The sequence below is a fragment of the Hydrogenophaga electricum genome (assembly GCF_030160815.1).
Lineage (GTDB): Bacteria > Pseudomonadota > Gammaproteobacteria > Burkholderiales > Burkholderiaceae_C > Hydrogenophaga > Hydrogenophaga electricum.
Genome location: NZ_BSPB01000001.1, coordinates 107,855 through 123,086 on the forward strand (window position 1 = coordinate 107,855; position 15,232 = coordinate 123,086).

The window sequence follows — 15,232 nt, forward strand, 5'->3', positions numbered from 1 at the left end:
CGCCAGCGGCGTCAGCCCATGCGCCATGCGCGCCACAAGAGGCGCGGCAGATCGGCCTTGACCAGGGTCACGCGGTGTTGCCAACTGCGGTGGCCGATCGCGGCCAGGTGGTCGAGGATGCGCAGTCCGCCTTGAACCACCAGCCGCAGTTCCCAGCCGGCTCGGCCGGGGATCCGGTGCACCAGGGGCGCTCCCCGCAGTATCCGCTGGCGGGCATCGGCGCAGAGTTCGGCGACCAGCGCAGCCTGCCGCACCGCGCGTTCCGATGAGGCCTCTGCGCCGAAGTCGGCCAGCGTCAGGCCGTGCCGCTCCAACTGGTCGGCGGGCAGGTAGTGGCGCCCGCGTGGGTGGTCCACGCTGATGTCCTGCCAGAAGTTGATCAGTTGCAGGGCGCTGCAGATGTCGTCGCTCTGCGCAAGCGCTTCTGGCGCATCGATGCCATAGAGGTGCAGCAGCAGGCGCCCGACCGGCTGCGCCGACCAGTGGCAGTAGGCCAGGAGTTCGTCCATGCCGGTATAGGCGTGACCGGCCGCGGTGTACCGCACGTCCTGTTCGAAAGCACTGAGCAGGTCGTGCAGCAAGTGCGGTGGAAACCGGTGCTGCTTTTGGGCCCGAGCCAGGGCCCCGAAAACGCGCTGCCAGGCCGCTTCGGTGTCTGGGGGCAGGGGTGTGCCGTCCAGGCAAGTTTGCAGGGCCTGCCGGTAGGCGGCGAGGTGGGCCAAGCGCTCGGCCACCGACCAGTTGCCTTCGTCGGCCAGGTCGTCGGCGGTGCGGGCGAAGTGGTAGAGCGCCACCACGGCGGGCCGCAGTGCGGGCGGGCACAGCCACGAGGCGACCGGGAAGTTCTCGTAATGCCCCACACCGCGGGTCAGCGGCGCCAGCCCGGCATCGGTGCTGGCGGGGGGCGGGGTGGGGGCGGGGCTCATGGGGCTGGGCGGGGCGGAAAGCCCTGAATGTAACGGCGCGGATGTCCGATCAATCTGATCTACAATTTTACTAACCGGTCAGTCATTAGCGATTCGATCGCACCGATTCCGTCCTCTGTCGTCATCCCCATCGAACAGACATGAAAACCCCTGCTTCTTATGCCATGACCCTGCTGGCGGCTTTGCTGCTCGCGGCCTGCGGTCGCCCCGAGCCCGTCGCCGAACCGGTGCGGGCCGTCAAGCTGCTGACCGTCGGCGTGGACGGCGTGCACCAGGCGCCGGAGTTCGCGGGCGAGGTGCGGGCCCGTGTGGAATCGCGGCTCGGTTTCCGGGTCGGCGGCAAGCTGCTGGAGCGTCCGGCCGAGGTGGGACAGGCCGTGCGGGCGGGGCAACTGCTGGCACAACTGGACCCGCAGGATCTGGCGCTGGCGAGCCAGGCGGCCCAGGCCCAGGTGAGCGCCGCGCAGACCCAGCGCGACCTCGCTGCGGCCGACTTCCGCCGTTACCAGGAACTGCGTGACAAAGGCTTCATCAGCAGCGCCGAACTGGAGCGCCGTCAGGCCCAGCTCGACGCGGCCGAAGCAGCCTGGCGCCAGGCGCGTGCCCAGGCGGCGGTGCAGGGCAACCAGGCCGGCTACAGCCGCCTCGTCGCCGATGCGGCGGGGGTGGTGGTCGGTGTGGATGCCGAGGTGGGGCAGGTGGTGGCGGCCGGGGCCCCGGTGGTGCGGTTGGCCCGCGACGGCGCGCGCGACGTGGTGTTCGCTGTGCCCGAGGGGGTGGTGGCGCGCGTCCGGCCCGGTGCGCAGGCGCAGGTACGTCTGGGCGCGGCGGGCTCCGCTGCAGAGGCCGCGACGTGGCAGGCATCCGTGCGCGAGGTGGCGGCCAGTGCCGACCCGGTCACCCGCACCTACGCGGTCAAGCTGGCCCTGCCGGCCGATGCCCAGGTGCCCCTGGGCGCAACGGCCTATGTGCGCCTGGCCCCACAGGAAGGCCAGGCACCGGCGGCCATCCGCTTGCCCACCAGCGCGCTGATGCGCGGCGAGGGCAGCGGGGCGTCGTCAACCGTCTGGGTCTTTGATCCCGCCACCAGCACCGTGCAGTTGCGGCCCGTGGTGGTTGCGGGTGCGGACGGCAATGCCTTGTTGATCGCCGATGGCCTGCGCCCGGGTGAAGCGGTGGTCGCGACCGGGGTGCATGTCCTGGCGCCGGGCCAGAAGGTCGCGCGCTTTCACGACGCGGACCGCCAGCAGTGAGGCCCGGCATGCAGAACCCGACCCCTGCCGGGAGCTCCGGCCACTGGATTTCGCGCATGAACCTGTCGCAGTGGGCGCTGGACCATCCGGCTTTCACGCGCTACCTCATGATCGTGCTCATGCTGCTGGGCGTGGCGGCCTACTTCCAGCTTGGGCAGGATGAAGACCCGCCCTTCACCTTTCGGGCCATGGTGGTGCGGGTTTACTGGCCCGGGGCCACCGCGCAGCAGGTGGCGGAGCAGGTGGCCGACCGCATCGAGAAGACGCTGCAGGAGGTGCCCTATGCCGACAAGATCCGCAGCTATGCCAAGCCGGGCGAGGCGCTCATCCTGTTCCAGCTCAAGGACTCGTCGCCAGCGGCCGAGGTGCCTCAGATCTGGTACACGGTGCGCAAGAAGGTGGGCGACATGCGCGCCACCCTGCCCCAGGGGGTGGTCGGGCCCTTCTTCAACGACGAGTTTGGCGACGTCTACGGCGTGATCTACGCGCTGCAGGGGCCGGGGTATTCACCGGCCGAACTCAAGGCCGTGGCCGACGACGTGCGCCAGCAACTGCTGCGCGTGCGGGACGTGGCCAAGGTCGAACTGTTCGGGGTGCAGGACGAGAAGCTGTTCGTCGAAATTTCCCACAAGCGGTTGGCGCTGATGGGGCTGGACCTGAATCAGGTGCTGACCGCGCTGGGGCAGCAGAACGCGGTGGAGTCGGCCGGTGCCGTGCAGGCGCCCGACGACGTGGTGCAGGTGCGCGTGGGCGGGGCGTTCGACACGGTCGAGCAACTGCGCGCCATGCCCATTCGCGGCGCCAGCGGGGCGCAGTTCCGGCTCGGTGACATCGCCGACATCCGCAAGGCTTATGTGGACCCGCCGAGCATCCTGGTGCGCCACAACGGCGAGGCGTCCATCGCGCTGGGCATCGCCATGGCCAAAGGGGGCGACATCATTGCCCTGGGCGAGGCGCTGGGCGAACGGCTCGGCGCCATCGAGGCCGCGCTGCCGGCGGGCATGGCGCTGGTGCAGGTGCAGGACCAGCCCGCGGCGGTGACGACCTCGGTCAACGAATTCGTGAAGGTGCTGATCGAAGCGGTGGTCATCGTGCTGGGCGTGAGCTTTCTCAGCCTGGGCCTGCACCGCCACGGTGGCGCGCACACCGCAGGCTGGCGCATCGGCCGCTACGTGCTGGATGTGCGTCCGGGCCTGGTGGTGTTCATCACCATCCCCCTGGTGCTGGCCATCACCTTCCTGGCCATGCACTACTGGGGCATCGGGCTGCACAAGATCTCGCTGGGTTCGCTGATCATCGCCCTGGGTTTGCTGGTGGACGACGCGATCATCGCGGTCGAGATGATGGTGCGCAAACTCGAAGAGGGTTACGACATGGTGCGTGCCGCGACTTTCACCTGGGACGCCACCGCCATGCCCATGCTCACCGGCACGCTGATCACGGCGGCGGGCTTCCTGCCGATCGGCATGGCCAAGTCCACGGTGGGTGAATACACCTTCGCCATCTTCGGCGTGACGGTGGTGGCGCTCATCATTTCGTGGTTCGTGGCCGTGCTGTTCGTGCCCTACCTGGGCGTGCGGCTGCTCAAGGTCAAGCCCCATGTGGGCCATGCCGAAGAGGTGTTTGACGGGCCGTTCTACGAGCGCTTCCGCGCGTTGGTGAACTGGTGCGTGCAGCACCGCTGGATCACCATCGGCCTGACCATCGCCACCTTCGTGCTGGGCCTGGCCGGCATGGGCAAGGTGCAGCAGCAGTTCTTCCCGGATTCAAGCCGGCCGGAGATTCTGGTGGACCTGTGGCTGCCCGAGGGCGCGAGCATGGCCGCCAACGACGCGGTGACGCGGCGCGTGGAGCAGCGCCTGATGGCCGAAGAGGGCGTCGCCGCGGTCAGCGCCTGGGTCGGTTCGGGGGTGCCGCGCTTTTACCTGCCGCTGGACCAGATCTTTCCGCAGAGCAATGTGTCGCAGCTCATCGTCATGCCGCACGACCTGAAGACCCGCGAGCGGCTGCGCCACCGTCTGCCCGCATTGCTGGCGAGCGAATTCCCCGAAGTCCGCGGCCGGGTGAAGCTGCTGCCCAACGGACCGCCCGTGCCCTACCCGGTGCAGTTCCGTGTGGTGGGCACCGACCCGACGGTGCTGCGCGGGTTGGCCGACGAGGTCAAGGCGCGATTGCGCGAGCACCCCGACACCCGGGGTGTGAACGACAACTGGAACGAGTCGGTCAAGGCGCTGCGGCTGGAAGTGGATCAGGACAAGGCGCGCGCGCTGGGCGTGTCGAGCCAGTCCATTGCGCAGGCTGCGCGGACCATCCTGAGCGGCACCACCATCGGCCAGTACCGCGAAGGGGACAAGCTGATCGACATCGTGCTGCGCCAGCCGCTGCACGAGCGCGACGCCCTCACCAGCCTGGGCAATGCTTACCTGCCCACGGCCAGCGGTCAGGCCATCCCGCTGCTGCAGATTGCCCGCCCGGTGTTCGGCTGGGAGCCGGGGGTGATCTGGCGCGAGAACCGCGACTACGCGATCACCGTGCAAGGCGATCTGGTCGACGGCGTGCAGGGAGCGACCGTCACCAACGCGCTGCTGCCGACGATGCGCGCGCTGGAGGCCGGCTGGATCGAGCGCGGGCTGTCGGGCTACCACATCCAGGTGGCCGGCGCGGTGGAGGAGAGCAGCAAGGGCTCGGCCTCCATCGCGGCCGGTGTGCCGCTGATGCTGTTCATCGTGTTCACCCTGCTGATGATCCAGTTGCAGAGCTTCAGCCGGTCGCTGCTGGTGTTTCTCACCGGCCCGCTGGGCCTGGCGGGGGTGGCCGCCGCACTGCTGGCGCTGGACCGGCCGTTTGGCTTCGTGGCGCTGCTGGGCGTGATCGCGCTGATGGGCATGATCCAGCGCAATTCGGTGATCCTGATCGACCAGATCGAGCAGGACCGTGCGCGCGGCGTGCCGGCCTGGGATGCCATCGTCGACGCGGCCGTGCGCCGCATGCGGCCCATCGTGCTGACCGCCGCCGCAGCGGTGCTGGCCATGATTCCGCTCTCGCGCAGCGTGTTCTGGGGGCCGATGGCGGTGGCCATCATGGGCGGGCTCATCGTGGCGACGGTGCTGACCCTGCTGGCCCTGCCGGCGATGTACGCGGCCTGGTTCCGGGTGAAGCGGTAGCTCCCTGCGCCGCTGGCGCGGCTTCCCCCTCCGTGGCGCGCCAGCGGCGCTTCGAGGGGGGACGCACCCTGTGGCTCGGCGCAGCCGGTCTCGCGGGTGCTGCTGGACCAGGGCACTTCTTTTGGCGCGTGTCGTCAGCCGCAGGCCGCTCGCGCACAATCAACCCCATGCGCCTGCGCCACATCGAGGTCTTCAATGCCGTCATGCTCACGGGCAGCGTGAGTGCTGCGGCGCGCATGATCAATGTCACCCAACCGGCCGTGAGCCGCACGCTGCAGCATGCCGAGTTGCAACTGGGTTTTCCGCTGTTCCAGCGCGTGGGTGGGCGGTTGCGGCCCACGGTCGAGGCGCAGACCCTGTACCCGCACGTCGAGCGGCTGTTCACGCAGCTCGACGAGGTGCAGCGCCTATCGGCCAATCTGCGCGCCGGCCGCAGCCAGAGCGAGTTGCGCGTGCTCACCGTGCTCGGGCTGAGCTACGAGGTCATGCCGCGCGCCATGCGCCTGTTCCGCCAGAAGCACCCTTCGCTGGTGGTGCACCACCAGGCCCTGCATTCGCCCCAGATCGTTTCGGCGCTGGTGCTGCAGGAAGCCGATGTCGGCTACGTGTTCAGCACCCTGCCGCACCCGGCACTGACGCACGAACAACTGGGCGCGCGGTACATGGTCTGTGTTGCCCCCAAAGGCATGCTGCCGGCGCGCGTGGTGCGCTCCGGGCAGGTGGGCCTGAACCAACTGGCCGGTGTGCCTGTGCTTTCGCTGGACAGCCAGGACCCGCTGGGCATGCTGTTGGCCCACGCCGTGCGCGACAGCGAAACAGGCCTGAACGTGGTGATGACGGTGCAGACCTACCACGTGGCCCTGGCCCTGGCGCATCACGGGGTGGGCGTGGCCCTGGTCGAAGCCTGCACCGCCGCGTCGGCCGATCCGGCGCGGGTGGATGTGTTGCGGCTGGAGCCCCAGATCGATGTGCCGGTGCACGTGTTGCGGCCGCTGGCACGGCCGCATTCGCAGACCGTGCGTTTCTTCACCCGCTGCATGCAGCAGGCCTTGCAGGCCGTGGGGGTCAGTCCGGTGAATTGAGCGCCTGTGCCACGCGCTCGGCGCTGCCCATCGCGAGGGTGAAGCCCAGCGCACCGTGCCCGGTGTTGAGCAGCAGGTTGGCGGGAGCACCGGCCGCGCGGCCGATCAGGGGCCAGCCCGTGGGGGTGGCGGGACGCAGGCCGCTCCAGGCACCGAGATCGCTGGCCTGGGCCAGTTGCGGGAAGACGTCGCCTGTGGTCGCGGCCAATGAGGCGATGCGCTCGGGCAGCACGCGCGTGTCGTCGCCCACCAGCTCGGCCATGCCGGCCACGCGCAGGCGGGCACCCAGCCGGGCGAACACCACCTTGCGGGCGATGTCGGTGACGCTGACTTGTGGCGCCTGACCGGGGGCTTCCGGCACGGGCAAGGTGATGCTGTAGCCCTTGAGCGGATAGACCGGCACACCCAGACCCAGCGCGCGGCCCAGCCCTGCGGACGCGGTGCCGGCTGCCAGCACAAACTGGTCGGCCTGCAGGTCTCCCGCGTCGGTTCGCACCGCGATGATGCGAGTGCCTTCACGAACCCAGCCCGTCACGGTGCGGCCCAGCTCGAAGCGCACGCCGCGGTCGGCCAAGCGCTGGTACAGGGCCAGACAGACCTTCAGGCAGTCGGCTGCGCACTCGCTGGGGGTGTGGACCCCGCCGGCAATGCGGGGCGCGTAGTGGGCCAGCGCGGGTTCCACGTCCTGGCACTGCGCCGGCGTGAGAGCGGTCTGCGGCTGGCCGCCCAGGGCGCGCTGCAGGTCGAGCTGGCGACGTGCCGCATCGAAGCTGGCGGCATCGGGGTAGAGCACGAGCTTGCCGGTGCTGGAGAAGTCGCAGTCCAGTTGCTCGGCCTCGCGCAAGTCGTCGAAAGCCAGGCGGCTGGCGGCCGCCAAAGCCAGCAGCCGTGCCGTGGTGTCGCGCGACACCGAGCCGCGGCAGGCAGCGAGGAAACGCAGGCCCCAGGCCCACTGGTGCGGGTCGGCCTGCAGGCGGAACTTCAGGGGCGAATCAGCGGCCAGCAGGAGCTTGGGCAACTGGCGCCAGATCGACGGATCGGCCAGGGGTTGCACGTACGAATAGCTCAGCTGGGCGCCGTTGCCGCCACTGGCACCAGCGCCCGGGTGCTGGCGGTCGACCACGGTCACGCGCCAGCCATCGCGTTGCAGGCGCCAGGCGGTGGTCAGGCCGATGATGCCGGCGCCCACCACGAGGGCATGACCGGGAGATTGGGGAGAGCGGTTCATGGCCGCGAATGTAGTCCGCCGTGGCCGCCGGGAAAAATGCCGATCGCGCCGTCGCCCATAACCAAAATTTATGGACAAGACCGAAAAAGGCATTTCCGACCGGCAAGGGCTGTGCATAGACTGCCGCGCTGTGTCTGTTCTGTTTGTTGGCCTGCCATGAATCCCGATACCCGCGTCTTCCACCGTCAACTCGCCACGCGTCCGCCTCTGGCCGTGAAAGGGCAGGGGGTGCACCTGTTCGATGCCGAGGGGCGTGCCTACATCGATGCGTCAGGGGGCGCGGCGGTTTCCTGCCTCGGCCACGGGCACCCGGACGTGCTGGCCGCGATGCATGCGCAGATCGATCAACTGGCCTACGCGCACACCAGCTTTTTCACCACCGAAGTGGCAGAGCAACTGGCCGACCAACTGGTGTCCACGGCGCCGGCCGGCATGAGCCACGTCTACTTCGTCAGCGGGGGGTCGGAGGCGGTGGAGTCGGCGCTCAAGATGGCGCGGCAGTACTTCGTGGAAATCGGTCAGCCGCAGCGTGAGCATTTCATCGCGCGGCGGCAGAGCTACCACGGCAACACCCTGGGGGCCCTGGCTGTAGGTGGCAATGAATGGCGCCGGGCGCAATTCCGCCCCCTGCTGATCGACGTGACCCACGTGGCGCCGTGCTACGAATACCGGGACCGGCATGCCGACGAAACCCCGGAACAGTACGGGCAGCGGCTGGTGGCGGAGCTGGCCGAAGCCATTGAACGCCTGGGGCCCGACAAGGTGATGGCCTTCGTGGCCGAAACCGTGGGTGGCGCGACCGCTGGTGTGCTCACCCCGGTGCCGGGTTATTTCAAGGGCGTGCGCGAACTCTGCGACCGGCATGGCATTTTGCTGATCCTAGACGAAGTCATGTGTGGCATGGGCCGCACCGGCACGCTGCATGCCTGCGAGCAGGAAGGCGTGGTGCCCGACCTGCTCACCGTCGCCAAAGGTCTGGGCGGTGGCTACCAGCCCATCGGTGCGGTGCTGGCGCAGGAACGTATCGTCGACGCCATGCGCCAGGGCAGCGGCCTGTTCCAGCACGGGCACACCTATCTGGGGCATGCGGTGGCGTGCGCCGCAGCGCTGGCGGTGCAGCGCGTCATTCAGCGCGATGGCCTGCTCGCCCAGGTGCGCGAGCGTGGCGCCTACCTGGCCTCCCGCCTGCAAGCGGTTCTGGGTGAGCATCCCCATGTCGGGGATATCCGCGGACGGGGCTTGTTCTGGGGCATTGAGTTGGTGCAGGACCGGGCGACGCGCCAGTGGTTCGATCCGTCGCTCAAACTGCATGCGCGCCTGAAGGCGGCGGCCATGGCCGAAGGCCTGATGATCTACCCCATGGGTGGAACGGTCGATGGGCGCTGCGGCGACCACGTGCTGCTGGCGCCGCCTTTCATCAGCAGCCCTGAGGAACTGGATGCCATCGTGGACCGTCTCGTGCGCGCTCTGGCCCAGGTGATGAAGGGCATTCGCTGACGTCATGATGATTTGGCATGACGTTTTAGGGAATGCCCGCAGTCATTGGTGGTCGTCTTGCATGAAGCTTGCTTTACTATTTAAGTCCGTCGCTGCCAGCCACAAGCTGGAGCGACATTGTTCAACCAAGCAGACCCCCTGCAGGAGATGTTTCCCATGAAAAAAATCACCGCCTACCTCAGCGCCGTTGCCGCCGCTGCTGCCTTCATGGCGCCGGTCGCGCCGGCCCACGCACAGCAGAAATTCATGACCATCGGTACCGGCGGCGTGACAGGGGTTTATTACGCAGCGGGTGGTGCCATCTGCCGTCTGGTCAACAAGGACCGCTCCAAACACGGCTACCGCTGCACCGTGGAATCCACGGGTGGTTCGGTCGCCAACATCAACACCATCAATGCCGGTGACCTGGACTTCGGCGTGGCCCAGTCCGATGCGCAGTTCAATGCCGCCAAGGGCCTGAAGGCCTTCGAGGGCAAGCCCGTGGGCGATCTGCGCGCCGTGCTGTCGCTGCACCCCGAGCCGCTGACGCTGGTGGCCCGCAAGGAAGCCGGTATCAAGTCGCTGGCCGATCTCAAGGGCAAGCGTGTCGCCATCGGCAACCCCGGCTCCGGCACCCGTTCTTCGGTGGACGAACTGCTGGCTGCCGCCGGCCTGAAGGGCAGCGACTTTGCCGCGGTCTCCGAGCTCAAGGCCGACGAACACGGCGCCGCTCTGTGCGACAACAAGATCGACGCGTTCTTCTATGTGGTGGGCCACCCCAGCGCCAACATCCAGGACCCGATGACCACCTGCGGTGCGCAACTGGTGAACATCACCGGCCCCGTCGTGGACAAGCTGGTGTCGGCCAACGCCTTCTACGCCAGTGCCAAGATCCCGGCCAAGACCTACCCTTCGCAAGCCGCCGATCTCGACACCTACGGGGTGATGGCCACCGTGGTCACCTCGGCCAAGAAGTCCGAAGAAGAGGTCTACCTGTTCGTCAAGGCCGTGTTTGACAACATCGACGACTTCAAGAAGCTGCACCCGGCCTTTGCCGGCCTGCAGCCGGAAAACATGATCAAGGCGGGCCTGTCGGCACCGTTGCACCCCGGTGCGGTCAAGTACTACAAGGAAAAGGGCTGGGTCAAGTAAGCCCTTCTGTGCGAGTCAATGCCCCATGTTGCTGGTCGACATGGGGCATTTTTTGATGGCACACCCCACCGGCCCGACGCCTTGCGCGGGCCGGATCCATTGGCAGTACACAAAGGAAGCTACCCGTGAACGCCCCTTCGAACGTCGCGGACATTGATGTCAACCAACTGGTCGAGGACAACGACACTGGCGGCCGCCAGCCCGGCCCTGTCGTTGCCCGCCTGCTCATGGGCGTGGCCCTGGCCTGGTCGCTGTTCCAGCTCTGGATTGCGTCGCCCCTGCCGTACATGGTGTCGAACCTGATTCCGGTGCTCAACGACACCCAGACGCGCGCCATTCACCTGGCTTTTGCCGTCTTTCTGGCCTTCATGGCGTACCCGGCCAGCAAGCGCTCGCCGCGCGACCATGTGCCCTTGCTCGACTGGGCGCTGGCCCTGGTGGGCGCCTTCGCGGCGTCTTATATTTTTGTTTTCTACCGCGAACTGGCCACACGGCCGGGCCAGCCGACGCCGATGGATGTGTGGACGGCGGTGTTGGGCATCGTGCTGCTGCTCGAGGCCACGCGCCGCGTGCTGGGCCTGCCCATGGTGATCGTGGCCCTGGTCTTCCTGACCTACACCTTCGCCGGCCCCTACATGCCCGATCTGATGGCGCACAAGGGCGCGTCGCTCGACCGTGCGATGACGCACCAATGGCTCACCACCGAAGGGGTGTACGGGGTGGCGCTGGGCGTGTCCAGCGGGTTCATCTTCCTGTTCGTGCTGTTTGGCTCCTTGCTGGACAAGGCCGGGGCGGGTAACTACTTCATCAAGTCGGCCTTCGCCTTGCTCGGTCACATGCGCGGTGGCCCGGCCAAAGCGGCGGTGGTTTCGTCGGCCGCAACCGGTGTGATCTCGGGCTCGTCGATCGCCAACGTCGTCACCACCGGCACGTTCACGATTCCCCTGATGAAGCGCGTCGGCTACCGGGGTGACCAGGCGGGTGCCGTGGAGGTGTCGTCGTCGGTGAACGGGCAGATCATGCCGCCGGTCATGGGCGCTGCCGCGTTCCTCATGGTCGAGTATGTGGGCATCCCTTATGTCGACGTGATGAAGCACGCCTTCCTGCCGGCGGTCATCTCCTACATCGCGCTGTTCTACATCGTGCATCTGGAAGCCCTCAAGGCCAACATGACGGGCCTGCCGCGCCGCGGCAACAGCACGGCTTCGCAGCGCCTGGTGTCGTTTCTCATGACGGTGGCGGGCTTCATCGTGCTCGCTGGCATCACCTATTACGTGATCGGCTTCCTCAAATCGGCGCTGGGGGACGCCGCCACGGCCCTGATCGGGCTGGGGCTGGTGGCGGTCTATGTCGCGCTGCTGTGGGTGGGGTCGCGCCAGCCGGAGTTGCCCCTGGACGATCCGAACGCCCCGGTGTTTGAACTGCCCGAAACCGGTCCCACGGTCAAATCGGGTCTGCACTATCTGCTGTCGGTGGTGGTGCTGGTGTGGTGCCTGATGGTCGAACGCCTGTCGCCAGCCTTGTCGGCCTTCTGGGCCACGCTGTTCATGATCTTCGTGATGCTGACCCAGAAACCGATCATCGGTTTCTTCCGGGGCGATCACCGCTTCGGAGAGCAGGTCAAGGCGGGCTTCCAGGACCTGATCGACGGACTGGTGACCGGTGCGCGCAACATGATCGGCATCGGGGTGGCCACCGCGGCTGCCGGCATCATCGTCGGCACCGTGTCCCTCACGGGGGTGGGCCTGGTCATGACCGAGGTGGTGGAAATCCTCTCGGGCGGCAACCTCATGCTGATGCTGGTGCTGGTGGCCGTCATCAGCCTGATCCTCGGTATGGGTCTGCCAACCACGGCCAACTACATCGTGGTGTCCACGCTGATGGCGCCCGTGATCGTGGAGCTGGGCGCGCAGAGCGGGCTGATCGTGCCGCTGATCGCCGTGCACCTGTTCGTGTTCTATTTCGGTCTCATGGCCGACGTCACCCCGCCCGTGGGATTGGCGTCGTTCGCGGCGGCCGCCATCGCCAAGCACGATCCCATCAAGACCGGCATCACCGCGTTCTACTACAGCATGCGCACGGCGATCCTGCCGTTTCTGTTCATCTTCAACACGCAGCTGCTGCTGATCGGCCTGGACGGCCCGTTGCACGTGATCCTGACCATGGGCACGGCCCTGATCGCCATGTTGGTCTTTGCTGCGGCCACCTCGGGGTATTTCTTTGCCCGCAGTCGCTGGTATGAGTCGATCGCCTTGCTGCTGGTGTGCTTCACCCTGTTCCGCCCAGGGTTCTGGTTGGACATGGTTCACCCGCCCTTTGACGAGCTCAGGGGGGAGGCCATGATGCAATCTATCGAAGCGGCTCCCGCCAACACCGGCAAACGGGTCTGGATCGAAGGCATGAACATGGATGGCAAAGACATCCGCAAGGGAGCGCTGATCCCGCTGGGCGCCCCTGGCGATGCCAAGACCCGACTGGCCAGCGCCGGTCTGACGGTCATGCCCGATGGCGACACCCTCATGGTGGTGGGGGTCAAGTTCGGCAGCACGGCCGAAAAACTGGGTATCGAGCAGAGCTTCCACATCACGTCGGTGGAAGTGCCTGCCGATCGGCCGGCCAAGGAATGGCTGTTCCTGCCGGCGTTCGCGGTGCTGGGTCTGATCGTGTTCCTGCAGCGCCGCCGGGCGAAGACGGCAGCGCCGGTGAAGCGATGAGCCAGCCCGTGCGCATTGCGCTGATCCATGCGCTGGCCCATTCGGTCGAGCCGATCAATGCCGAAATGGCCCGGGCCTGGCCCGAGGCCATTCGCATGAACCTGCTCGACGACAGCCTTTCGGCCGACCTGGCGCGCGACGGACGCGGGCTCGATGCGGCCATGCACGAGCGCTTCGAATGCCTGGCCGCCTACGCCGAAGCCACCGGAGCCCGAGGCATCCTGTTCACGTGCTCGGCCTTCGGTTCGTGCATCGAGGCGGTGGCCGCACGGCGGCCGCACATGCCGGTGCTCAAACCCAACGAGGCCATGATCGCCGATCTGGCGCGGGTGCAGGGGCCGGTCGGTTTGATTGCATCGTTCGCGCCGACCCTGGCTTCGATGCCGGCCGAGTTTCCTCCGCAGGTGCCGTTGAAGACAGCGCTGGTCGAGGGCGCGATGGCAGCTTTGAACGCGGGCGACGGGCCGGGACACGACGCGGCGGTGGTCGCGGTCGCGCGCCATCTGGCGGCACAGGGATGCCAGGCGCTGGCCCTGGCACAGTTCAGCATGGCCAGGGCCGCTGCAGCGGTGACAGCCGCCACAGGGCTGCCGGTGTTCACCACCCCCGGCAGCGCGGTGGGCTTGCTCCGGCGCCAGCTGGCGCCATGAACCCGCGGCGCCAGCAGCTACAATAGAAGGTTGCCGTCAAACGGTGCGTCAAGGCGCGTGGTTCCCTGTGAACCCGTTTCCGTTGCGCGACCGGACAGCCGGCGCGCGGGTGGCGAAATTGGTAGACGCACCAGGTTTAGGTCCTGACGCCAGCAATGGTGTGGGGGTTCGAGTCCCCCCCCGCGCACCACGGCACCGTGGAACACAGATCACTACCGGCAGGCCAGCCGAACTGGCTGGCCGATACCCATTTGGAGAACGACATGACCGTCACCGTTGAAACCCTGGAGAAGCTGGAGCGCAAGATCACGCTCACGCTGCCTGCCGACGTGATCAAGAACGAGGTGGAAAGCCGCCTCAAGCGACTGGCCCGCCAGGTCAAGATGGACGGTTTCCGTCCGGGCAAGGTGCCGTTCAACGTCGTGGCCCAGCGCTACGGCTATTCGGTCCACTACGAAGTCATGAACGACAAGGTGGGCGAGGCCTTCAACAAGGCGGCCAATGAAGCCCAACTGCGTGTGGCCGGCCAGCCGCAGATCACCGAGAAGGACGGTGCGCCCGAGGGCGAGATCGCCTTCGACGCCGTGTTCGAGGTCTACCCCGAAGTCAAGATTGCTGACCTGGCTGCTGCCGAGGTAGAAAAGGTGTCGGCCGAAGTCAGCGATGCCGCTATCGAGCGCACGCTGGACATTCTGCGCAAGCAGCGCCGCACGTTTGCCCAGCGCGCTGCCGACCAGGCGGCCCAGGACGGCGACCGCGTGACCATCGACTTCGCCGGCAAGATCGACGGTGAGCCTTTCGAAGGCGGCAAGGCCGAGGGCTTCCAGTTCCTGGTCGGCGAAGGCCAGATGCTCAAGGAGTTTGAAGACGCCGTGCGAGGCATGAAGGCCGGCGAGTCCAAGACGTTCCCGCTGAATTTTCCGGCCGACTACCACGGTCAAGACGTGGCGGGCAAGACCGCCGACTTCCTGGTGACCCTGAACAAGATCGAAGCGGCCCACCTGCCGGAGGTTGACGAGACCTTTGCCAAGGCCCTGGGCATCGCCGACGGTTCTGTGGACGGTCTGCGTGCCGACATCCAGAAGAACCTGGCGCGCGAGGTGAAATTCCGCGTGCTGGCCCGCAACAAGCAAGCCGCTCTGGATGCCCTGGTGGCCCAGTCCGAACTGGATCTGCCGAAGTCGGTCGTGCAGGCCGAGATCGACCGTCTGGTCGAGGGCGCGCGCGCCGACCTCAAGCAGCGTGGTGTCAAGGATGCGGACAAGGCGCCGATTCCCGCCGAGCTGTTCCGGGAACAGGCCGAGCGCCGCGTCCGCATGGGCCTGGTGGTGGCCGAGGTGGTGCGCGCCAACGAACTGCATGCCAAGCCCGAGCAGCTCAAGGCCCACATCGAAGAGCTGGCCTCGTCCTACGAAAAGCCTGCCGAAGTGATGCGCTGGTACCAGAGCGACAACCGCCGCATGGCCGAAATCGAGGCTGTGGTGATCGAGAACAACGTGACCGATTTCGTCCTCGGCAAGGCCAAAGTGACGGAAAAGAGCGTCGACTTCGACGAGCTGATGGGTCAGTCCTGATCCCACGCCGTTT

Annotated in this window: 10 protein-coding genes and 1 tRNA gene; 9 read left to right on the plus strand and 2 right to left on the minus strand. The window is 67.2% G+C overall.

Annotated features, from left to right (window positions below; genetic code table 11):
• Nucleotides 1–11: 11 nt before the first annotated feature.
• Nucleotides 12–926 (minus strand): squalene synthase HpnC, encoded by a 915-nt coding sequence (hpnC, locus tag QQK43_RS00515; protein ID WP_284306175.1) that lies wholly within the window; start codon nt 924–926, stop codon nt 12–14.
• A 140-nt stretch (nt 927–1,066) separates the two neighbouring features.
• Between hpnC and QQK43_RS00520 the strand changes: the two genes are divergently transcribed.
• From QQK43_RS00520 to QQK43_RS00530, 3 genes are all read left to right on the plus strand, one after another.
• Entirely contained in the window at nt 1,067–2,179 is a 1,113-nt protein-coding gene (locus QQK43_RS00520) for an efflux RND transporter periplasmic adaptor subunit (protein WP_284306176.1), read from the plus strand.
• Between the two features lie 56 nt (nt 2,180–2,235).
• Nucleotides 2,236–5,343, plus strand: coding sequence for an efflux RND transporter permease subunit (locus QQK43_RS00525; RefSeq protein ID WP_284306177.1), 3,108 nt, complete (start codon nt 2,236–2,238; stop codon nt 5,341–5,343).
• Nucleotides 5,344–5,510: 167 nt separating this feature from the next.
• Nucleotides 5,511–6,425 (plus strand): LysR family transcriptional regulator, encoded by a 915-nt coding sequence (locus tag QQK43_RS00530; protein ID WP_284306178.1) that lies wholly within the window; start codon nt 5,511–5,513, stop codon nt 6,423–6,425.
• On the opposite strand, the gene QQK43_RS00535 is transcribed toward QQK43_RS00530, so the two are convergent.
• On the minus strand, nt 6,409–7,653 hold the full coding sequence (locus QQK43_RS00535) for a D-amino acid dehydrogenase (protein ID WP_284306179.1): 1,245 nt from the start codon (nt 7,651–7,653) through the stop codon (nt 6,409–6,411). The two genes, QQK43_RS00530 and QQK43_RS00535, sit on opposite strands and share 17 nt — an antisense overlap.
• Nucleotides 7,654–7,809: 156 nt before the next feature.
• Between QQK43_RS00535 and QQK43_RS00540 the strand changes: the two genes are divergently transcribed.
• The 6 genes from QQK43_RS00540 (at nt 7,810) to tig (ending at nt 15,219) form a co-directional block, all read left to right on the plus strand.
• Nucleotides 7,810–9,150 (plus strand): aspartate aminotransferase family protein, encoded by a 1,341-nt coding sequence (locus QQK43_RS00540; RefSeq protein WP_284306180.1) that lies wholly within the window; start codon nt 7,810–7,812, stop codon nt 9,148–9,150.
• Nucleotides 9,151–9,306: 156 nt separating this feature from the next.
• On the plus strand, nt 9,307–10,281 hold the full coding sequence (locus QQK43_RS00545; RefSeq protein WP_284306181.1) for a TAXI family TRAP transporter solute-binding subunit: 975 nt from the start codon (nt 9,307–9,309) through the stop codon (nt 10,279–10,281).
• Nucleotides 10,282–10,406: 125 nt separating this feature from the next.
• A complete protein-coding gene (locus QQK43_RS00550; RefSeq protein ID WP_284306182.1) occupies nt 10,407–12,995 on the plus strand; it encodes a TRAP transporter permease in 2,589 nt (862 codons plus the stop codon).
• Nucleotides 12,992–13,645, plus strand: a complete 654-nt coding sequence (locus tag QQK43_RS00555; RefSeq protein ID WP_284306183.1) for an aspartate/glutamate racemase family protein — start codon at nt 12,992–12,994, stop codon at nt 13,643–13,645. Before QQK43_RS00550 ends, QQK43_RS00555 begins: the two co-directional genes overlap by 4 nt.
• 103 nt (nt 13,646–13,748) lie before the next feature.
• A tRNA-Leu gene (locus QQK43_RS00560) sits at nt 13,749–13,835 on the plus strand.
• A 73-nt stretch (nt 13,836–13,908) separates the two neighbouring features.
• The gene (gene tig, locus QQK43_RS00565) at nt 13,909–15,219 is read left to right on the plus strand and encodes a trigger factor (RefSeq protein ID WP_234265411.1); all 1,311 of its coding nucleotides are present in this window, start codon (nt 13,909–13,911) and stop codon (nt 15,217–15,219) included.
• The last annotated feature ends 13 nt before the right edge of the window (nt 15,220–15,232 follow it).